Annotated in this window: 15 protein-coding genes, 8 tRNA genes and 1 riboswitch; of the genes, 4 read left to right on the plus strand and 19 right to left on the minus strand. The window is 33.8% G+C overall.

What is annotated here, in order from left to right:
* Positions 1–80 precede the first annotated feature (80 nt).
* Positions 81–551, minus strand: a complete 471-nt coding sequence (rpsG, locus tag C7N41_RS00400; RefSeq protein ID WP_105956383.1) for a 30S ribosomal protein S7 — start codon at positions 549–551, stop codon at positions 81–83.
* A gap of 37 nt (positions 552–588) precedes the next feature.
* Entirely contained in the window at positions 589–1,002 is a 414-nt protein-coding gene (rpsL, locus tag C7N41_RS00405; RefSeq protein ID WP_105956384.1) for a 30S ribosomal protein S12, read from the minus strand.
* 212 nt (positions 1,003–1,214) lie between these two features.
* Here rpsL and C7N41_RS07925 point away from each other — a divergent pair, with 212 nt between their 5' ends.
* On the plus strand, positions 1,215–1,862 hold the full coding sequence (locus C7N41_RS07925) for a prepilin peptidase (protein ID WP_105963781.1): 648 nt from the start codon (positions 1,215–1,217) through the stop codon (positions 1,860–1,862).
* 34 nt (positions 1,863–1,896) lie between these two features.
* Here C7N41_RS07925 and rpoC read toward each other — a convergent pair whose 3' ends face one another.
* The 16 genes from rpoC to C7N41_RS00490 form a co-directional block, all read right to left on the minus strand.
* The gene (gene rpoC, locus C7N41_RS00415) at positions 1,897–5,556 is read right to left on the minus strand and encodes a DNA-directed RNA polymerase subunit beta' (RefSeq protein WP_105963782.1); all 3,660 of its coding nucleotides are present in this window, start codon (positions 5,554–5,556) and stop codon (positions 1,897–1,899) included.
* Positions 5,557–5,573: 17 nt separating this feature from the next.
* Positions 5,574–9,170 carry a DNA-directed RNA polymerase subunit beta gene (rpoB, locus tag C7N41_RS00420; RefSeq protein ID WP_167390219.1) on the minus strand — a complete coding sequence of 1,199 codons (3,597 nt, stop codon included), beginning with the start codon at positions 9,168–9,170 and terminating at the stop codon, positions 5,574–5,576.
* 263 nt (positions 9,171–9,433) lie between these two features.
* Entirely contained in the window at positions 9,434–11,950 is a 2,517-nt protein-coding gene (locus C7N41_RS00425) for an ATP-dependent Clp protease ATP-binding subunit (RefSeq protein WP_105963784.1), read from the minus strand.
* Between the two features lie 16 nt (positions 11,951–11,966).
* Positions 11,967–12,434, minus strand: coding sequence for a CtsR family transcriptional regulator (locus C7N41_RS00430; protein ID WP_105963785.1), 468 nt, complete (start codon positions 12,432–12,434; stop codon positions 11,967–11,969).
* Positions 12,435–12,610: 176 nt separating this feature from the next.
* A tRNA-Pro gene (locus C7N41_RS00435) sits at positions 12,611–12,684 on the minus strand.
* A gap of 13 nt (positions 12,685–12,697) precedes the next feature.
* Positions 12,698–12,771: transfer RNA gene (locus C7N41_RS00440), tRNA-Arg, on the minus strand.
* A 23-nt stretch (positions 12,772–12,794) separates the two neighbouring features.
* A tRNA-Leu gene (locus C7N41_RS00445) sits at positions 12,795–12,880 on the minus strand.
* A 20-nt stretch (positions 12,881–12,900) separates the two neighbouring features.
* Positions 12,901–12,971 (minus strand) — tRNA-OTHER (locus C7N41_RS00450).
* A 3-nt stretch (positions 12,972–12,974) separates the two neighbouring features.
* A tRNA-Thr gene (locus C7N41_RS00455) sits at positions 12,975–13,048 on the minus strand.
* 18 nt (positions 13,049–13,066) lie between these two features.
* Positions 13,067–13,150 (minus strand) — tRNA-Leu (locus C7N41_RS00460).
* Positions 13,151–13,171: 21 nt separating this feature from the next.
* Positions 13,172–13,243 (minus strand) — tRNA-Lys (locus tag C7N41_RS00465).
* Positions 13,244–13,245: 2 nt separating this feature from the next.
* A tRNA-Val gene (locus C7N41_RS00470) sits at positions 13,246–13,318 on the minus strand.
* A 218-nt stretch (positions 13,319–13,536) separates the two neighbouring features.
* Positions 13,537–14,820 carry a serine--tRNA ligase gene (serS, locus tag C7N41_RS00475; protein WP_105963786.1) on the minus strand — a complete coding sequence of 428 codons (1,284 nt, stop codon included), beginning with the start codon at positions 14,818–14,820 and terminating at the stop codon, positions 13,537–13,539.
* 278 nt (positions 14,821–15,098) lie between these two features.
* Positions 15,099–15,740: a deoxynucleoside kinase gene (locus C7N41_RS00480; protein WP_105963787.1), complete on the minus strand. Its 642-nt coding sequence runs from the start codon at positions 15,738–15,740 to the stop codon at positions 15,099–15,101.
* A 121-nt stretch (positions 15,741–15,861) separates the two neighbouring features.
* Positions 15,862–17,319: an amino acid permease gene (locus C7N41_RS00485; RefSeq protein WP_105963788.1), complete on the minus strand. Its 1,458-nt coding sequence runs from the start codon at positions 17,317–17,319 to the stop codon at positions 15,862–15,864.
* A gap of 110 nt (positions 17,320–17,429) precedes the next feature.
* A riboswitch (Lysine riboswitch) is annotated at positions 17,430–17,606 on the minus strand.
* Between the two features lie 41 nt (positions 17,607–17,647).
* On the minus strand, positions 17,648–18,139 hold the full coding sequence (locus C7N41_RS00490; protein WP_105963789.1) for a GNAT family N-acetyltransferase: 492 nt from the start codon (positions 18,137–18,139) through the stop codon (positions 17,648–17,650).
* 62 nt (positions 18,140–18,201) lie between these two features.
* Between C7N41_RS00490 and C7N41_RS00495 the strand changes: the two genes are divergently transcribed.
* Complete coding sequence (locus tag C7N41_RS00495; protein ID WP_105963790.1) at positions 18,202–19,005, plus strand: alpha/beta hydrolase; 804 nt, start codon at positions 18,202–18,204, stop codon at positions 19,003–19,005.
* A gap of 36 nt (positions 19,006–19,041) precedes the next feature.
* Here C7N41_RS00495 and C7N41_RS00500 read toward each other — a convergent pair whose 3' ends face one another.
* Entirely contained in the window at positions 19,042–19,710 is a 669-nt protein-coding gene (locus C7N41_RS00500) for a phosphatase PAP2 family protein (RefSeq protein ID WP_105963791.1), read from the minus strand.
* Between the two features lie 157 nt (positions 19,711–19,867).
* Here C7N41_RS00500 and C7N41_RS00505 point away from each other — a divergent pair, with 157 nt between their 5' ends.
* Positions 19,868–20,701, plus strand: a complete 834-nt coding sequence (locus tag C7N41_RS00505) for a sulfite exporter TauE/SafE family protein (protein ID WP_105963792.1) — start codon at positions 19,868–19,870, stop codon at positions 20,699–20,701.
* 11 nt (positions 20,702–20,712) lie between these two features.
* Positions 20,713–21,084 (plus strand): DUF1634 domain-containing protein, encoded by a 372-nt coding sequence (locus C7N41_RS00510; protein ID WP_105963793.1) that lies wholly within the window; start codon positions 20,713–20,715, stop codon positions 21,082–21,084.
* The last annotated feature ends 14 nt before the right edge of the window (positions 21,085–21,098 follow it).

A 21,098-nucleotide genomic window follows, 5' to 3' on the forward strand; every position in this document is an offset into this window, starting at 1 on the left:
CTCTCAATAATTCACTTTTTAAAAAAGTGGCTAATACCATTAGCCACTAATCCAATTGCACAAAATTGTACAAGTTTATATTACCAACGGTAGTGAGCAAATGCACGGTTAGCTTCTGCCATCTTATGAGTGTCTTCACGTTTTTTAACTGAAGCACCTGTGTTGTTAGCAGCATCCATGATTTCACGTCCTAGACGTTCAACCATAGTGTGTTCACCACGTAAACGTGCATAGTTTACAATCCAACGTAAACCTAAAGTAACACGACGATCAGGACGTACTTCAATAGGAACTTGGTAGTTTGATCCACCAACACGACGAGCCTTAACTTCTAGTACAGGCATAACGTTTTTCATAGCTTCTTCGAATACATCAACTGCTTCGTTTCCAGTTTCTTTCTTAATAAGGTCAAATGCACCATATAAAATTTCTGTAGCAGTTCCCTTTTTACCATCTAACATCAAACGGTTGATTAAGCTAGCAACCATTTTTGAGTTATAAATTGGATCAGGAAGAACTTCACGTTGTTGAACATTTCCTTTTCTTGGCATTAAAAAATCCTCCTTGTTATTATAGCTTTAATTAAAATTATTCTTTAGGTTTCTTAGTACCGTATTTTGAACGACCTTGGCGACGATCAGTAACACCAGCAGTATCTAATGCACCACGAACGATATGATAACGAACACCAGGTAAATCCTTAACACGACCACCACGAATTAAAACAACACTATGTTCTTGAAGATTATGACCAATACCAGGAATGTAGGCAGTAACTTCAATTAAGTTTGATAATCTAACACGAGCGTATTTACGTAAAGCTGAGTTAGGCTTCTTTGGAGTCATAGTACCAACACGAGTAGCTACCCCACGTTTTTGAGGAGCAGGGTTGTTAGTTTGCTTCTTCTTGTAACTGTTATACCCATGGTTTAAAGCTGGGGCTTTTGATTTAGAACTTCTAGAATGACGACCTTTACGTACTAATTGGTTAATAGTAGGCATCTAAAAATTCCTCCTTCCGAAAATTTTTTATATTTTTAAGTCCACACATCCAGGTGGTTCTTTTTATAACAAAACTCACCGAATGAATAAGTACTTGATAATATTAACATGGGCACACAATCTCGTCAATGTAATTTCAAATAATTATTTATTATTTTCGTAAATATAATATAGAGGTGATGTAAATTTTAAAATATGAATTTTTTATAATAATGATAGTTAGTGGAGTTATCGGATCTTTTATTGCATTAGTAGAATACCGGATAAGCAACCATCAATCTATAGTATTCCCCCGCTCACACTGTGATAATTGTGGTTACATTTTAAAATGGTTTGATTTAATTCCCATAATAAGTTATATATTTCTTTTAGGAAAATGTATAAAATGTAAATTTAAAATAAATAGGTCATTTTTCTTAATAGAATTATTAACCATAGTTTCAACAACGATGATTTATATTTTTACGTTAAATATCAAGTATATCCCCTTTCTATTTATTCTAATATTTTTATCAGTACAAGATTTTAAAAATAAATTTGTATCTTTATCTTCAATATTATTATTGCTGTTATCAACACTATTAATTTCATTTAACATAAAAAAATTCTTTATAGTTATGGTAATATACCTTTTTATATTTTGTTTTAATAATAAATTTAACTTTATAGGAATGGCTGATATTGATGTATTAAGTATATGTGCATTAGTATTTAATATAAATCAATTAATAAATATTACGCTTTTATCATCATCAACATGTTTAATTTATTTCATTTTGATAAAAAGAAAAACTAAAACGATTCCATTCATTCCATTTATATTTATTGGCACGGTAATATCTATATGTATACAAAAATAGCAATTGCTTTTTAGCAATTGCTATTTTTTAATTATTATTTATTGTCAACGTTTTCTTCATTCATACGTTTGTCAATTTCATCAATTGAGTAAACATCTTTTGATTTATCGTTGTTTTCCTTTTCATCGGCCTTTGGTTCGATACGACCATAAGTCTTCATACCAGTACCTGCAGGAATTAATTTACCAATAATAACATTTTCTTTAAGTCCAACTAATGGATCATTCTTACCACGAATAGCAGCATCAGTTAATACACGAGTAGTTTCTTGGAATGATGCAGCTGATAAGAAACTATTTGTTTCTAGAGCAGCCTTAGTAATTCCTAAGATAACTGGACGTGCAGTTGCTGGAATCTTTCCAGAAATAATTGCATCAGCATTAGCTTTCTTGAAAGCATCAATATCCATTAATGTACCAGGAAGAACATCAGTGTCACCTGCATCCATGATTCTTACTTTACGTAACATTTGACGAACCATGATTTCAGCATGCTTATCACTAACTTCAACCCCTTGCATACGGTAAGTCTTTTGAACTTCACTTAGCAAGTAAACTTCTGTTGATAATGAATCACGAACTTTAATAAGTTCTTTAGGATCAACAGAACCTTCATTAATAGCTCCACCACGACGAATTACGTCACCTTCAGCAACGTTCATACGTGCATTGATTGGAACCTTGTAAGTTCTGGTATCAGCGTCACCTTTAATTGTAACTTCCTTAACTCTTTCAGCAGGATTTTCTTCAATTAAGTCAACGGTACCAGTAACTTCTGAAATTTCTGCTTTACCTTTAGGATTTCTAGCTTCAAAAATTTCTTGAACACGAGGAAGTCCTTGAGTAATATCAGCGTTACCAGCAACCCCACCAGTATGGAAGTTTCTCATAGTTAATTGAGTACCAGGTTCACCAATTGATTGAGCAGCAACAGTACCAACTGCTTCACCAACTTCAACAGGAGATCCAGTAGCTAAATTACGTCCATAACATTTTTCACAAACACCATGAACAGTGTTACAAGTAAATGCTGAACGAATTTCAACTTCTTTAATACCTGCATCAGTAATTGCTTGAGCCTCTGGTTCATTGATAATTTGATTATGCTTAACAATCACTTCACCAGTAGTAGGATTCTTAACTGTCTTCATAGCATAACGACCAAGAATTCTATCATAAAGTGGTTCAATCATTTCATTTCCTTGCTTCAAGGCAGTAACGATAACACCACGATCAGTACCACAATCTTCTTCACGAATAATAACATCTTGAGCAACATCAACTAAACGACGAGTTAAGTAACCAGAGTTGGCAGTCTTCAAGGCCGTATCAGTCATACCTTTACGAGCACCGTGGGTAGAAATGAACATTTCCAAAACAGATAGTCCTTCACGGAAATTAGCAGTAATAGGTAATTCCATAATTTCACCATTAGGAGCAGCCATTAATCCACGCATACCAGCAAGTTGAGTAAAGTTAGAGATATTACCACGAGCACCAGAATCACTCATCATAAAGATAGGATTTTGAGGATCAAAACTTTCCATCAATTTATTTTGAATTTCATCCTTGGCGTCACTCCAGACACCAATAACTCTTTCATAACGTTCATGATCAGTAATTAAACCACGACGGAATTGTTTAGTAATGTTTTCAACTTTCTTATGAGATTCAGTAATAATTTCAGGCTTTTCTTTTAAGTCAGTAACATCGGTAATACCAACAGTTAAACCAGACTTAGTAGATTCGTTGTAACCTAAATCTTTAATTTTATCTAATAAGTGTGAAGTTTCAGTAACTTTATATTGCTTGTAAACTTCGGCAATGATATCTGATAAGAAGCCCTTCTTAAAGGAACCAATAATTGGTGCATCCTTTAGATGTTCATGAATGTCTTCCCCAGGTTCTAAGAAGAATTTATCGGATAAATGACCATTTAAGTTAGTATCAGTTGGTTCATTCAAATATGTGAATGAATCAGGAAGAATACCATTAAAGATAATCTTACCAATTGTAGTTACTAAAATCTTATTTCTTTGTTCATCAGTAAATGGCTTTTCTGGCATTGAACTAGCAGCAATTCCAACACGACTGTGCCAATGAGTTAAACCACTTTGGTATGATAATTTAGCTTCTTCAGGATTATTGAAGATCATACCTTCACCTTCACGTCCAGCTTCTTCCATGGTTAAGTAGTAGTTACCAATAACCATATCTTGAGAAGGAGTAACGATAGGATTACCATCACGAGGTGCCAAAATATGAGTAGCAGCTAACATCAATAGTCTGGATTCAGCTTGAGCTTCATCAGATAAAGGAACGTGAATAGCCATTTGGTCACCATCAAAATCGGCATTATAAGCTTCACAAGCTAATGGATGAAGACGCATTGATTTACCAGAAACCAACACTGGTTCAAAGGCTTGAATACCCAATCTATGAAGTGTAGGTGCACGGTTCAATAGGACTGGATGTTCTTTAATAACATCTTCTAAGACATCAAAGACTTCTTCATCTTTACGTTCAATTTGACGTTTAGCTGATTTAATATTAGAAGCAATTTCACGGTTAACCAATTCTTTCATAATGAAAGGCTTGAATAGTTCAAGAGCCATTGGAACCGGTAGTCCCATTTGGTTGAATTTTAAGAATGGTCCAACATCAATAACTGAACGACCAGAATAGTCAACACGCTTACCAAGTAAGTTTTGTCTGAAACGACCTTGCTTACCTTTAAGCATATGTGAAAGTGACTTCAATGGTCTGTTACCTGGTCCAGCAACTGGACGTCCACGACGACCATTATCAATTAAAGCATCAACCGCTTCTTGTAACATACGTTTTTCATTTTGAACGATAATACCAGGAGCATGTAAATCTAATAATCTCTTCAAACGATTATTACGGTTAATAACACGACGATATAAATCATTCAAATCAGAAGTAGCAAAACGACCACCTTCAAGTTGAACCATTGGTCTTAAATCAGGTGGAACAACTGGAATAGCTTCCATAATCATCCATGTTAAGTCATTTCCAGATTTAACAAATGATTCTAGAATATCTAGTCTTCTAACAGCACGAACACGTTTTTGACCAGTAGCTTTCTTTAATTGATCCTTTAGTTCAGCAACTTCTTTTTTAACGTCAACGTTTTTAAGTAAGGTTCTGATAGCTTCAGCACCAATCTTACCTTCAAAACGATTACCATATTCTTGTTTCTTTTGACGATAGTCTTGTTCTGACATAAGTTGTTTATTTTCTAGTGGTGTATCACCAGGATCAGTAACAACATATGATGCAAAGTAAATAATTTCTTCCAATGCACGTGGACTCATATCTAAGATAAGTCCCATACGACTTGGAATACCCTTAAAGTACCAAATATGAGTAACTGGGGCAGCTAATTCAATGTGTCCCATACGTTCACGACGTACTTTTGAACGAGTAACTTCAACTCCACAGCGATCACAAACGATACCTTTGTATCTAATACGTTTATATTTACCACAAGCACATTCCCAATCCTTTGTAGGACCGAAAATTCTTTCATCGAATAAACCATCTTTTTCTGGCTTTAAAGTTCTATAGTTAATAGTTTCTGGTTTTTTAACTTCACCAAATGACCAACTACGAATCTTATCAGAAGATGCTAAACCGATTTGCATGCTTGAAAATTTATTTACATCGACCAATGGATAGTCCCCTTTCTTTATTCCTTAGTGTTGGTATTTGTTTTATCAGACTTAGTGTTTTCTTGTTCTTCTTTTTCAGCCTTTTGTTTTTCAGCCAGCTTACTTAATGCATCAACATTAACAACTTCATCATCTTCACCATCTAAGTCACGAAGTTCAATTTCTTGGTTATCTGAATCAAGAACTTTCATATCAAGACCTAATGCTTGTAGTTCTTTAACTAAAACACGGAAAGATTCAGGAACACCTGGTTTAGGAATTGGTTCACCCTTAACAATTGCTTCATATGTTTTAACACGTCCAACAACATCGTCAGATTTGTAAGTTAAAATTTCTTGCAATGTGTAGGCAGCTCCATATGCTTCAAGAGCCCAAACTTCCATTTCACCAAAACGTTGTCCACCAAATTGTGCTTTACCACCAAGTGGTTGTTGAGTAACAAGTGAGTAAGGTCCAATAGCACGAGCATGAATCTTATCATCAACCATGTGAGCAAGTTTCAAGTAGTGCATTACACCAACAGCAACACGTTTATCAAATGGTTCACCTGTACGTCCATCATAAACGATAGATTTACCATCTGATGCCATTCCAGCTTCTTTAACTGTACCCCAGATATCTTTATCACGAGCACCATCAAAGACAGGTGTACTTACATGAATACCAAGTTTTCTTGCAGCCATACCTAAATGAAGTTCAAGAACTTGACCAATATTCATACGAGAAGGAACACCCATTGGACTCAATAGAATATCAATTGGAGTACCATCTGGTAAGTAAGGCATATCTTCTTCAGGAATAACAATGGAAACAGTACCCTTGTTACCGTGACGACCAGACATTTTGTCCCCTACTTGAATCTTACGTTTTTGAGCAATATATACACGAACCATCTTGTTTACACCAGGAGATAGTTCATCACCATTTTTTCTAGTAAAGACTTTTACATCTTGGACGATACCGCCACCACCGTGAGGTACACGTAGAGATGTATCACGAACTTCACGTGATTTTTCACCAAAGATTGCATGTAGTAATCTTTCTTCAGCTGATAATTCAGTAACACCCTTAGGAGTAACTTTACCAACTAAAATATCACCATCATGAACTTCAGCACCAATACGAATAGTTCCTTCTTCATTAAGGTCTTTTAATGCATCTTCCCCAACGTTAGGAATTTCTCTAGTCATTTCTTCAGGTCCAAGTTTAGTATCTCTAGTTTCTGATTCGTATTCTTCAATATGAATAGAAGTATATACATCATCACGAACTAATCTTTCTGAAATACCAATAGCATCTTCGAAGTTATAACCTTGCCAAGTCATAAATGCTACAACTGGGTTTTGTCCCAATGCTAATTCACCGTTTTCCATTGAAGGACCATCAGCTAAAATTTCATCAGCATCAACATGGTCATTAGCACGAACAATTGGACGTTGATTATAGTTCTTACCACCATTTGAACGTTGGAATTTCATTAGCTTGTAAGTATCTAATGATCCATCGTCACGACGAACACGAACTTCGTCAGCGTCAACATATTCAACAGTTCCTGGATGTTTACAAATTAAAGCAACACCAGAATCATGAGCAGCTTTATATTCAATCCCAGTTCCAACTAATGGAGCATGTGGATTAACCAAAGGAACCGCTTGACGTTGCATATTAGCACCCATTAAAGCACGGTTAGAGTCATCGTTTTCTAAGAAAGGAATACATGCAGTTGCAACAGAAACAACTTGTTTAGGAGAAACATCCATGTAATCAACATTTTCAATCTTAGTTTCAATATTCTTAGATTTGTATCTAGCCATAACAATGTCATTAGCAAATGAACCATCTTCATTTAATGGAGAGTTAGCTTGTGCTACAACAAAGTTATCTTCTTCATCAGCTGACAAGTAATCAATCTTATCAGTAACTTTATGATTATCCCATGAAACACGACGATATGGTGTTTCAATGAATCCGTATTTATTGATTTTAGCATAACTTGAAAGTGAACTGATTAAACCAATATTAGGACCTTCAGGAGTTTCAATTGGACAAATACGACCATAGTGAGTGTAATGAACATCACGAACTTCATATCCAGCACGATCTCTAGTTAAACCACCAGGTCCCAATGCTGATAAACGACGTTTATGAGTTAATTCACCTAATGGGTTAGTTTGATCCATAAATTGTGATAGTTGTGATGAACCAAAGAATTCTTTGATTGATGCAACAACTGGACGAATGTTAATTAATTGTTGTGGAGTAACGGTACTAGTATCTTGAATTGACATACGTTCGCGAACAACACGTTCCATTCTTGCTAAACCAATTCTAAATTGGTTTTGTAATAATTCACCAACTGAACGAATACGACGATTACCCAAGTGATCAATATCATCTGGTTCACCAATTCCTTCTTGTAGATTGAAGAAGTAATTAATTGAAGAAATAATATCAGCAGGAGTAATGTGTTGGTAATCTAATGGAATATTATCGTTACCAATAACATTAACAACATGATCTGGATCATTTTCAGATTGAACTTTAATAATTTGTACAGTCATTGGTTCAGGAACAACTGATTGTTCTGAAGGATTGAATGTATAAGCCTTAAAGTCATCATGATCTAGGTATGGTGCCAATGTCTTCATAACGTTTTTATCAACAACAGTACCTTTATTAGCAATAATTTCACCAGTATCAGGATCTGCCAATGTTTCAGCAAGAGTTAATCCTAGTAAACGGGTCTTCAAGCTTAACTTGTTGTTAGTCTTGTAACGACCTACTGGTGCCATATCATAACGCTTATGATCAAAGAATCTAGTTGTTAGTAAACTACGTGAAGAATCTGCTGTCTTAGGTTCACCTGGACGTAGACGTTCATAAATATCCTTTAATGATTCTTCAACACGTGAATCTTCAGTATCTTTATGAACATCTTTTTCCAAAGTAAGTGAAAGACTATCGTTACTACCTAAAATTTGAGTAATTTCATCATCAGAACCAAAACCTAAAGCACGTACTAATTCAGTAATAGGTAACTTTCTAGTTCTGTCGATTCGTACATATGAAAGATTTTTAGCATCTGTTTCAAATTCCATCCATGCACCACGGTTAGGAATAACAGTTGTTCCATATGATAGACGACCATTTTTGGCTCTATCTTCATGGAAAAATACACCTGGTGAACGTACTAATTGTGAAACAATAACACGTTCTGCACCATTAATGATGAATGTTCCTTGATCAGTCATAAGTGGGAAATCACCAAAGAATACATCTTGGGTTTTAATTTCACCAGTTTCATGATTGGTCAATTTTAAAGTAATATGAAGCGGAGCAGAGTAATTTGCTTCGTGATCTCTCGCTTCATCAACAGTATACTTAGGTTCTAATAGTTGATAATCAACGAATTCTAATGAAAGTTTTCCTTGAAAATCATCGATTGGCATGATGCCGTTAAACATTTCACGCAAACCTTCATCTAAAAACCATTTGTATGAGTCAGTTTGAATTTCAATTAAATTAGGTAAATCAAGAACTTCCTTGATTTGAGAGTAACTTCTTCTAATACGGTGTTTACCATATTTAACTAAATGTCCTGCCAAGTTCTTCACCTCTCCAAAATATTCTACGAAGGATTATATTACATTTTTATTACAATTAACTTTTTTGCCTATTTTTACTAAAAATGAGCAAAAAAAACCAAAATAAGTAAACTAAATAAACTTATTTTTGGTTAATTATAAGCATGCTTGACGGACAATAGATCGCCAGCACACATTTAACTTCGTAGTTACATATTTAGTATAATACACGTATCAAAAAATAAAGTCAATGATTATACAAAAAAGAGGAATAAAATTCCTCTTTTTAAATTCTATAATTTTACAGTTTCTTTTTTATTATTTTCTTTTTTAACAATATTAATTTGCCCTTTTGAAGCTCCAACACTCACATTGTCACCAGGTTTAATTTCACCAGATAACATTGCTTCTGAAAGTTTATCTTCAACTTCAGTTTGAATAGTTCTTCTAATAGGACGAGCACCAAATTCAGGATTAAATCCTTTTTCAGCGATTAAATCAACAGCACTAGGAGTTACCTTAATATTGATTCCTTGTTCTTTTACACGAACAAGTAAGTCATTAGCCATTAATTTAACAATTTGTTGAACTTGTTTCTTATTAAGTTCATGGAAAATAATAGTTTCATCAATACGATTTAAGAATTCAGGTTTAAAGAATCTTCTCATTTGACTCTTAATAGTAGCTGACATTTCTTTATATTGATTTGCTTCTTGATCTTCTGACTCTGCACCAAAACCTACTGTCTTCTTATCACGTAAAGTTGTGGCACCTAAGTTTGAAGTCATAATCAAAACTGTATTTCTAAAGTCAACACGACGACCTTTAGCATCAGTCAAGTATCCATCATCTAAGACTTGTAATAATAGATTAAATACATCTGGATGTGCTTTTTCAACTTCATCAAATAAAACGACTGAGTAAGGATGTCTTCTAACTTTTTCAGTTAGTTGGCCGCCTTCATCATAGCCAACATATCCAGGTGCTGAACCAACCATACGACTAGTAGAAGTTTTTTCCATATATTCAGACATATCAATTCTGATAATATCATCTTTTGATCCAAACATTTCTTCAGCTAAGTCCTTAGCTAATTCAGTTTTACCAACACCAGTAGGTCCTAAGAAGATAAATGAACCAATTGGACGGTTTGGATTTTTCAATCCACTACGAGCTCTTCTAATAGCACGTGAAACTGCAGATACAGCCTCATCTTGTCCAATAATCTTTTTGTGTAAAATATTTTCTAGGTTAACTAAGCGGTTAGCATCTGATTGCTTCATTTTAGTAACTGGAATTCCTGTCCATTCAGAAACAATTTGAGCAACATCTTCGCCAGTATCCTTTAGATTATAGTCACGATTTTGTTTAGCTTGAGCTTTTTTATCTTCTAGCTTAGATGCTTCAGCTTCAATTTCTAAACGAAGGCTTTGTTCTTGTTCACGAATCTTAACAGCCTCTTCAAATTTTTGACTTTCAATGGCTTCTTCCATTTTGTTCTTGTATTCATCTAATTTAGCTTCTTTTTCAGATAATTTATCTGAATCATCTAAGTTATTGATTCTAACCATTGCAGCAGATTCATCAATTAAGTCAATTGCCTTATCTGGCAAGAAACGGTCACTGATATATCTAGTTGATAAGTCAACAGCTTTATCAATAGCTTCATCCGTAATCTTGACTTGATGATGATCTTCATATTTAGGACGAATACCTTGTAAAATTTGTTTGGTTTCTTCTTTAGTAGGTTCTGGAACATCAACTGTTTCAAAACGTCTTGCTAAAGCGCCATCTTTTTCAATGTGTTTTTGATATTCATTTAAGGTTGTAGCACCAATAGTTTGAATTTCACCACGAGCTAATGCTGGTTTTAGAATGTTAGATGCATCAATAGCACCTTCAGCACCACCAGCGCCCATTAGTGTATGCAATTCATCAATAAATAGAATTACATGACCATCAGCTTTAATTTCTTGAATAATCTTCATTAAACGTTTTTCAAATTCTCCACGATATTTAGTTCCAGCCACTAAAGTACCCATTTCAAGCATCATTAAACGTTTACCAGAAATATCTTCTGGAACTTCTTTTTTAACCATTTTACGAGCTAATCCTTCAACAACAGCTGTTTTACCAACTCCTGCTTCACCTAGTAAAACGGGATTATTTTTAGTACGACGACTTAGAACTTGAACTACTCGTTTAATGACACCATCACGACCAATAGTAGGATCAATTAAGCCATCACGAGCTTGTTGAGTTAAATCAGTAGCTAGCGAATCCAATGTAGGAGTTCCTGCTTTATTTTTAGATTCTCTAGAACCAGGGAATGGGATGTGTTTAGTATTGTCATTGGCAGAAACACCCATTTTACGTAATAAAACTGTTTTTACATTTGGAACTGAAGTTTCATTAGTCCCCAAGTTATTTAACAATCGATTAGATAAAATATCAGGTGTATCCAACAATGCTAATAGTAAATGTTCAGTTCCAATCTTGATAGAACCATATCTTTTAGCTAATTGTCCAGAAAGTGTAAGTACACCTTGAGACTTAGGAGAATATGGTAAATAAGTGTTCTTATCAGGATCCTTAAAGTTTCCATAACCAATTACAAGTTCAATTTCACCTTTGACGTCATCTTCAGAGACACCGCTTTGTTTTAATGCTGAATAAGCAATTCCATTTTTTTCAATTGTTAAAGCTAATAATAAATGTTCAGTTCCAACAGCTTGGTGACCAAAAATTTTCGCTTGTTCTTGTGCTAAAATTAAAACGTTTTTTGCGCTTGGAGTAAAAATATTATCCATAAAGTAGCCCCACTTTCTAGCTTTTGTATCTCAAATGATTCAATATTGAGACCATAATCTTAGCTCTAATTTCGTTTTCTAATTCTTTATTGCCAATGGATAAAGTTTGCTTATCACTTGCAGCTGATAACAAGTCAGCTTCATTAACAGTAACTAATTCATTTGCTAACAATGTTCCAATCACTGCCTTACCTTCACGTTGAGATATTGAATCACCAATTGCATTAATCAGTGTATCCAAAATATCTAAATTATCAAGCAACTTAACCTTTTCAATTCTTATATATCCACCACCGCCACGTTTACTTTCAACAGTGTAACCATTTTGAATGGTAAATCTGGTTTTTATAACATAGTTAATTTGAGATGGAACTACATCAAAAAGGTTGGCAATATCAGATCGACTAATTTCAACTTTTTCATCATTAGCCAATATTTTCTTTAAATACGCTTCAATAACATCAGACAGATTTTTACCTTGCATATAAATAACCGTCCCATCTTTGACTAATATTGACTTTTATTATACGGAGTTATTCTACAAAATAAAAGTATTTTGAATTATTTATAGACAAAAAATGAGAAAACAACTTTCCTACGCCATTACTTTCTTACAAAAGTAATTAATAGTCAAATCATTTTCTCAAAATAAAATTATTATCGGGAAGACAGGATTCGAACCTGCGACCCCCTGGTCCCAAACCAGGTGCTCTACCAAGCTGAGCTACTTCCCGAGGAAATAAAAAATGCACCCAGTAGGACTCGAACCTACAACCTTCTGATTCGTAGTCAGACACTCTATCCAGTTGCGCTATGGGTGCAAAATAAAATATATTCAGTTAAATGCCGAGGACCGGGATCGAACCGGTACGGTTATTACTAACCGCAGGATTTTAAGTCCTGTGCGTCTGCCAATTCCGCCACCCCGGCAGGCATATTACAATATAAAAAGCGGAAGACGAGATTCGAACTCGCGACCCCCACCATGCAAGGTGATGTTCTACCACTGAACTACTTCCGCATATGCCGACTAGATGATTCGAACACCCGACCTCTTCATTACTAGTGAAGCGCTCTAGCCAACTGAGCTAAGTCGGCAACATATGCTATGCATAATGCGGGCGAAGGGATTCGAACCCCCACTTCCATATAGAAACTAGAACCTAAATCTAGCGCGTCTGCCAATTCCGCCACGCCCGCAAGTTGCTTTTTTAATTGTAATGAGCCGTGGCAGGTTCGAACTGCGACCCTCTGATTAAAAGTCAGATGCTCTACCGGCTGAGCTAACGGCTCAATGGAGGATACAGGGCTCGAACCTGTGACCTCCTGCTTGTAAGGCAGATGCTCTCCCAACTGAGCTAATCCTCCATGAGGTCATTCCGATAAGTTATCTCAACAAGACAACTATTTAATAGTATCATTTGTTTTTTATAAAGTCAACAACTTTTTTAATAATTAATTAAATCGTTTATTTCAAAAAAACTCAACAAAAAATATTATATCTAACATACGATGAATTGTCTACCCTTAATTTTAAATTTTATAAAAAAAGAGCAATCAATGATTGCTCTTTAAATATTATTAAACTAGTTTTCTTTACTAATTTTCTTCATTCCATGCATATATGGTTGTAATACTTCTGGAATATCAACAGTACCATCTTCATTTTGATAATTTTCTAAAATGGCTGCAACTGTTCTTCCAACTGCAAGTCCAGAACCATTTAATGTATGAACATATTGTAATTTACCATTTTCATCACGGTATTGGATATGTGCTCTTCTAGCTTGGAAATCAGTGGTATTTGAACAACTTGAAATTTCACGATAACGACCTTGAGCAGGCATCCAAACTTCAAGATCATGAGTCATTGCAGCAGTAAAACTCATATCACTAGTAGTTAAAGTAATAACATGGTATGGAATCTTCAACAATTTAAGTAGTGATTCCGCATGTTCAGTAATACTTTCTAATGCATCCCATGAATCTTCAGGCTTAGTAAATTGTACCATTTCAACCTTGTTAAATTGGTGTAAACGAATCAAACCACGAGTATCACGACCAGCACTACCTGCTTCTGATCTAAATGCAGGTGTTAAAGCAGTAAATTTAACTGGTAATTTTTCAGTTGGAATAACATCATCACGATAATAATTAACCAGTGGAACTTCAGCAGTTGGAATCATAGTTAAATCACTATCAGCAATCTCAAAACCGGCCTTATTTTCTAAGAATTTAGGAAATTGACCTGTTCCATACATTGAAGCTGAATTTACCATGTATGGTGGTAAAACTTCAGTATAACCTGCTTTATCGTTTTGATCTAAATAAAAGTTATATACGGCACGTTCTAGTTTAGCACCTGCCCCCATGTAATATACAAAACGACTACCAGCAACTTTAGCACTAGCATCAAAGTTTAAAATTCCTAGCTTTTCGCCAATATCCCAATGATGTTTTGGTTCAAATTTAAAATTACGTGGTTTACCAATCTTACGTAATTCTACGGCACCTTCTTCAGTTAAGCTTTCAGGAACCCCATCTGCTGGAATATTTGGTAAATGCGCAGCTAAATCATGTTGATCTTTTTCAGTTTTTTCTAGATCGGCATCTAATTGTTTAATATCAGCACCGACTTGCTTCATTTCATTAATAGCATCTGTTGCATCTTCTTTATTACGTTTTGCTTCGGCAATTTTCTTAGATGCTTTGTTCTTATTAGCCTTTAAAGTTTCACTCTTAAGAATTAATTCACGGCGTTTTTCATCATATCCAATTAATTCATCAATAGTTTCAGCTTTAATCCCTCTAGTTGCTAATTTATCCTTAATAAAATCAGGATTTTGTCTAATCATTTTCATGTCTAACATAAGTAATACCTCCTAGTAATAGATAATAAAAAAGAAGGCCTCATCCAATTGGGACGAAGGCCTTCTTTTCGCGGTACCACCCAAGTTCTTAGTCATAACTAAACACTCGTATCGTGATAACGGTCACTTACCGTGTAGCATTACCTACCCGCTTTTCGTATGCCGGAAATTTCGACTTGTGATTTTCACCAACCATCACATCTCTTGATGTCTACTAATAAACATACATCGCGTTTACATCTATAAATAATAATATTACATCTATTTTAGATAATCAACTATTTTAAATTCAATTCTTTTAACTTATTATCAATCTGCTGTAAAACTTTTTTACGATCATTCTCATTTTCAATAAAATCATATTTATCGCCATCAATTTGAATTTTTGGCGATTGGTCATAATTTTTATAGAAATTATTATAACGATCATTTAAATCCTGATAATAATCATATAACCCTGGATCATTATCCACTTGTTCAAAACTACGTCCACGCTTTTTAATTCGTTTTAACATTGTATCAAATGAAATATTAATATGAATTAATAAGTCTGGGTTCTTTTGTAGTGATGAATTGGGAATTTCTTCCATCATATTTTCCAATAAAGAATCATAAATATCAGCTTCAGTTTCAGTAGCACGATTCATATCTGCATTCAATCTAAACATCAATGAATCTTCATAGATTGAACGATCCATCACGCTTAACTTTTCACTTTGTGCTTGTTCAAGGTTTTCAAATCTAGTATTCAAAAAATAAATTTGTAATAAAAAGGCATAACGTTTAGGATCTTTATAAAATAATGGCAAAATTTCATTATCATCAACCGATTCATAATAGCCAGTCGAATCCAAATGTTCAGACAATAATCTAGTTAATGAAGTCTTTCCTGCTCCAATAGTTCCTGCTAGTACCAGCATGTAATTCTCCTTAAATAAATCAATAATATTTATATTTTAATACATAATTAAAAAAGTTACATTAAATATTTTAAACCAGTAAAAAAGATGCCCTATTCAAAATAAGAGGCATCCTTTAATTTTATTCTTTATCTCTTAAATCAGTAGGTGAAACATCTACTTTATCTAATGGGATAATCTTAGTATGATTTTTGAATTTATATGCAAAATATAAAATAAATACTAATGGTACTGAAATATAAGTAATTCCAATTTGTTGCCAATTAAAGTTTACAAATGAAGAAATATCTTGACCACAAATAACTAAAATACAAATAATTAAAGTAATAATTGGACCGGTTGGGAACCATGTTGCATGGTATTTTAGTTCATCTAAACTATGACCTTGTTTGATAAATGCACGTCTAAATCTAAAGTGTGAAAGTGCAATTCCAACCCAAGCAATGAATCCAGTTAAACCAGAAGCAGCTACTAACCAAACATAAATTTGTGGTCCAGCAATACTACTAATAAATGTAGCCAATGAAACTAAAGTAGTTGCACCCAAAGCAAGATAAGGAATTCCACGCTTGTTGGTACGTCCCATAATCTTAGGTGCATACCCTTCATGTGACATGGAATATAGCATTCTAGTGGAAGCATACATCCCTGAATTAGCTGATGAAATTACTGAAGTTAAGATGACCGCATTCATAATTGAAGCCGCTGCTGCTAGCCCTGCACGTTTGAAAACAATTGTAAATGGACTAATTGCAACGTCACTAGCACTTGATCCTAATAGATCAGGACTAGTGTATGGAATAATGGCACCAATTACAAAAATAGCTAAAATATAAAATAAAATAATGCGCCAAAAAACATCTTTAATTGCACGAGGAACTGCCTTACTAGGATTATCAGCTTCACCTGCTGTAATCCCAACTAATTCCGTTCCTTGAAATGAGAACCCAGCAACCACAAAGACTGCTAAAATCATTGGAATGCCACCAACAAATGGTGCTTGTTTATAGTGGAAGTTAGATAATCCAATGGTATGGCCACCCATAATACCAAAAATAGTTAAAATTCCTACACCTAAAAAGACGAAGATAGTAATAACTTTAATCAATGACATCCAAAACTCAGTTTCACCAAAAGCTTTAACTGATAAAGCATTGATTAATAATATTAGTGCTAAAGTAATCGCACTAAATATCCAACTTGGCATATTAGGTAACCAGAACTTCATTACCAAGGCAGCCGTACTAATATCAACTGCCACGGTAATTGCCCAATTAAACCAATAATTCCATCCCATCGCAAATCCTAAAGCAGGATCTACATATTTAGCTGCATACACAGAAAATGAACCAGAAACAGGTGTGTTAGTAGCCATTTCCCCCAAACTAGTCATTAAAAAGTAAACCATTAGTCCCATTAAGAAGTAAGCAACTAATGCTCCACCTGGTCCAGCTTGACTAATAACTGAACCTGAAGCAACAAATAATCCAGTTCCAATTGAACCTCCTAAGGCAATCATCGAAACATGTCTTGTCTTAAGTCGTCTCTTTACCCCTTTATCCTGTGATTTTTCACTCATAATATGTCATCCTCTCTTATGATTCTAAGAGGTGCCATCAGAAAAATAACTAAAAAGGATCTCCCCTATATATAAGAAGAGATCCGTAATCAATCAAATTTTAATTATTGATCCTAGAAAGCACTCCGTAGAAAAACTACGACAGTCCTCAGCTTATTCAACTGAGCCCCAACTAATAGTTGATAAAGCAGCTATTAGTTTCGGCAAAATCCCCTTTCACCAATCTATATACATCACTTTATTGACAAAGATTGGTTATTAATGTCATTTGCGCCTCTTCTTAGATTTACTAAGTAATTATATAACATATAAGTTAATTAAACAATAACTATGATAATTTTAATTCGAATGTCTTATAACCATCATATTTATCAATTTGATGAAAGCCTAGTTTATTTAACACTTTCATTGAAGGCTCGTTATTTTGATTAACAGTTGCTTCAATTAAAGAAGCTTCGTCAAAATTTTCAAGAACTGCTGACAAAGCCTTTGTCATATAACCTCTTTTTTGATAGTTATTATTCATGAAATAACCTAATTCCAGATTGTCATAAACTGGTTCAAAATTTTCACCAATTTCGGGAAATAGATTAATTAAGCCAATAACTTTACCAGAATCTACTAATCGAATCACAAAAGTAACATGATCTTCATTTTCTGATTGGAAAATCATTTTAGCTTTACTTTCATCTTTAACTGGTTCAAAACCAGTCTTTTTGGCTACTTGATCATTAGCAATCATTTCCCAATAATCTTTAAAATCATTAGGATTTAAGGTATCTAATTTAATTTCACCTAAGTTAATATTTATATTCTTCAACAGACATTACCACCATTCTTGCGTTAAAATAATCACAGATATTATATATTTGAGGTGTAAATATGAAAATAATAAAAGAATCAATTCGTAAAAATTCAAACGCTTTTATTCAAGGATACCTTAGACCTGCAGATGTTGAAACTAATAATTTCAAACATCCCGCTATTATCATTCTTCCTGGAGGTTCTTATAATCACATTCCAATGGTCCAAGCGGAAAGTATTGCCTTAAATTATTCAGCTAAGGGATATCAAAGTTTCTTTGTTCGATATACCTTTGAACAAGAAGCAAGCCCATTACTACCTAACCCACTAGTAGAATTAGCAAATGCTATTAAAATGATTCGTAAAAATGCTAGAAAATGGAACATTGACCCTAATAAAATTGTTATTTCTGGATTTTCAATTGGTGGTCACATTACCAGTCTATACAATGACTTTTATGATAGTAAGTGGTTAATGGATAAAGTAGATGTATCAGATGCCAAAATATTAAAACCAAATGCAGTTATTCTAAATTATCCGGTGACCGATTTAACACTTGGTTTTCCAGGTGACAAAGAAACTATTGATAACTGGGTTAGTGATCAAAAAGAACTAGCTGCTGAAGAACATGTAACTGATACTAATGCTCCTACATTTATTTGGCATACCGCAGATGATCCATTTGTGCCAGTTAATAACTCTTTAAAATATTCAATGAGCTTAAACCAATATAATATAGATAATGAATTACACATTTTTCATCATGGGCCTCATGGAATGGCATTAGCTAATTCAGTTACTGCTTGGAATGAAGCTTCCAATAATCCACACGTTGCTAAATGGTTTAATTTATCAAATGATTGGTTAAAACAAATTCTATAAAAAAAGCTGATATCAAAATGATATCAGCTTTTTAATTTATAAATATGAACGACGAACTGGACGCCAATGCTCTTTTAGGCGCTGAGCATATCTAACATAAAATGTTTCAGAAATTTGTACCCATGTATAAGCAACAAAGGCAGCTCCTAAAGTATCAGTAGGATAATGAGCGTTCAAATAAATACGTGATGCCATCACTAACAATAAGAAAATAAAAGTTATAATTTGTATAAATAATTGCTTCTTCCAACTCTTAATCATTGGCACCAATACAATCCATATAATACTGATCACAATAAAGATTCCAAAAACATGTCCACTAGGGAAACTAAATCCAGTATCGGCTGCACTATGTAATGATGGACGTGGTCTTCTAACGATATTTTTAACAATAAAGGCAACAACATCACCACCAATAATAGTGAATATTGACCATAGCGCAACAATTTTATTTCTAAATCCCCAAAGGAAAAATGCAATAATTAATATCCACACAATATCCATTTTAGGACTAGCTAATGTAGTCGATAGGTGCATCAATTGTTCTTTAAATCCACCTTGTGACTTCTGAATTGATCCGATAATAATTGAATCAATAAATTTTAAATAACCAGAATTCATAATCACTGAAATAGAAACAAATAATGATAATATTAATCCCAAAGTGATTTTGAATATTCTTTTATTATCCTTATCAATTATCATGAAACCTTAATCCCCCTAAAAAAGTTTTAAATTTAGTATAACATAGCTAATATATATGAATTCATATTTTAAGAAAAATTATAAAAATCACTTTCAAAGGTATATAATTCAATCATTGTTATAATAAAAACAATTAAATATTTTAGGAGGCAAAATCATGATTGGAACAGTAATACTTATGATAGTCATTGGCCTATTTGCTGGAATTGCTGGTGCTATCTTAGGATTAGGTGGCGGAATTATTGTCACCCCTATTTTGACTTTAGCTTGTCATCTAGACATCAAATATGCCATTGGAGCTAGTGTCATCGTGGTAATTGCTACCAGTTCTGGATCAACAATTGCATATTTAAAAGATGAGGTCTTAAATCTTCGAGTAGCAATGTTTTTAGAAATTGCTACTACTATCGGAGCCGTTTCTGGAGCATTATTAACCGGGATTTTAGAACCAAAATATCTTTACATATTATTTGGATTGCTATTATTATTTTCATCATTTAACATGGCGCGCAAATTAATGAATAAAAATAAATCTAATCTTAGCAATAAAAATGATAGGATTGCTCAAAAAATGCGCTTAAACGGTAGCTATTATGATAAAGCTGAGCATAAACAAATTGACTATAAAGTTGAAAACATCCCTGGTGGTTTATCAGTAATGTTTGGTGCCGGATTAGCTTCTGGATTATTAGGGATTGGTTCCGGGGCATTTAAAGTTATTGCCATGGATACATTTATGAAAATGCCATTAAAGCCTTCCAGTGCTACTAGTAATTTAATGATGGGAGTTACAGCAGCTGCATCTGCTACTGTTTATTTCTTTAATGGATCAATCTTGCCATACATTGCAGTACCATTAGCATTAGGAATTTTAGTTGGTGCAACAATCGGATCAAGAATCATGCAAATTTTACCAGCAAGATGGATTCGAATCTGTTTCGTACCAATACTATTGTATATTGGTATTAGCATGGTTATTAAAGGTTTCTAGGAGGTTAACAAATGAACAATTCTAAGCAAACCACTAAAGCAGAAATGAATGAAATTGAATTAGTAATTGGTAAAATCCTAAGAATTGGGGTTATCATATCAGCTGCAATTATGATAATTGGCCTGCTAATGTTCCTTATTACTGGTAATTCTGGATATGCTGGTAATTATCATCCTTCATCATTTAAAGAAATTTTTCATGGCATTGTCCAATTAAAGCCATATGCCATTATGATGTTAGGAATATTTTGCTTAATTCTGACCCCTGTTTTACGAGTAATCGTTTCAATATATTCATTTTATAAAGAACATGATATGTTATACGTTTATATCACAACGTTTGTACTATTAGTCTTAATCTTTAGTTTCTTCTTAGGACAATAATAAAAAAGAGCAAT

The sequence above is a fragment of the Apilactobacillus micheneri genome, assembly GCF_002993975.1.
GTDB classification, from domain to species: Bacteria; Bacillota; Bacilli; order Lactobacillales; family Lactobacillaceae; genus Apilactobacillus; species Apilactobacillus micheneri.

Bases quoted from the DNA above. Each gene is read 5' to 3' on its own strand.
- C7N41_RS00480 (WP_105963787.1), bottom strand. From the start codon at position 15,740: ATGCTGGTACTAGCAGGAACTATTGGAGCAGGAAAGACTTCATTAACT.
- C7N41_RS00510 (WP_105963793.1), top strand. From the start codon at position 20,713: ATGAACAATTCTAAGCAAACCACTAAAGCAGAAATGAATGAAATTGAA.
- C7N41_RS00430 (WP_105963785.1), bottom strand. From the start codon at position 12,434: ATGCAAGGTAAAAATCTGTCTGATGTTATTGAAGCGTATTTAAAGAAA.
- C7N41_RS00500 (WP_105963791.1), bottom strand. From the start codon at position 19,710: ATGATAATTGATAAGGATAATAAAAGAATATTCAAAATCACTTTGGGA.
- C7N41_RS00425 (WP_105963784.1), bottom strand. From the start codon at position 11,950: ATGGATAATATTTTTACTCCAAGCGCAAAAAACGTTTTAATTTTAGCA.
- C7N41_RS00505 (WP_105963792.1), top strand. From the start codon at position 19,868: ATGATTGGAACAGTAATACTTATGATAGTCATTGGCCTATTTGCTGGA.
- C7N41_RS00485 (WP_105963788.1), bottom strand. From the start codon at position 17,319: ATGAGTGAAAAATCACAGGATAAAGGGGTAAAGAGACGACTTAAGACA.
- C7N41_RS00495 (WP_105963790.1), top strand. From the start codon at position 18,202: ATGAAAATAATAAAAGAATCAATTCGTAAAAATTCAAACGCTTTTATT.
- serS (WP_105963786.1), bottom strand. From the start codon at position 14,820: ATGTTAGACATGAAAATGATTAGACAAAATCCTGATTTTATTAAGGAT.
- C7N41_RS07925 (WP_105963781.1), top strand. From the start codon at position 1,215: ATGATAGTTAGTGGAGTTATCGGATCTTTTATTGCATTAGTAGAATAC.
- rpsG (WP_105956383.1), bottom strand. From the start codon at position 551: ATGCCAAGAAAAGGAAATGTTCAACAACGTGAAGTTCTTCCTGATCCA.
- rpsL (WP_105956384.1), bottom strand. From the start codon at position 1,002: ATGCCTACTATTAACCAATTAGTACGTAAAGGTCGTCATTCTAGAAGT.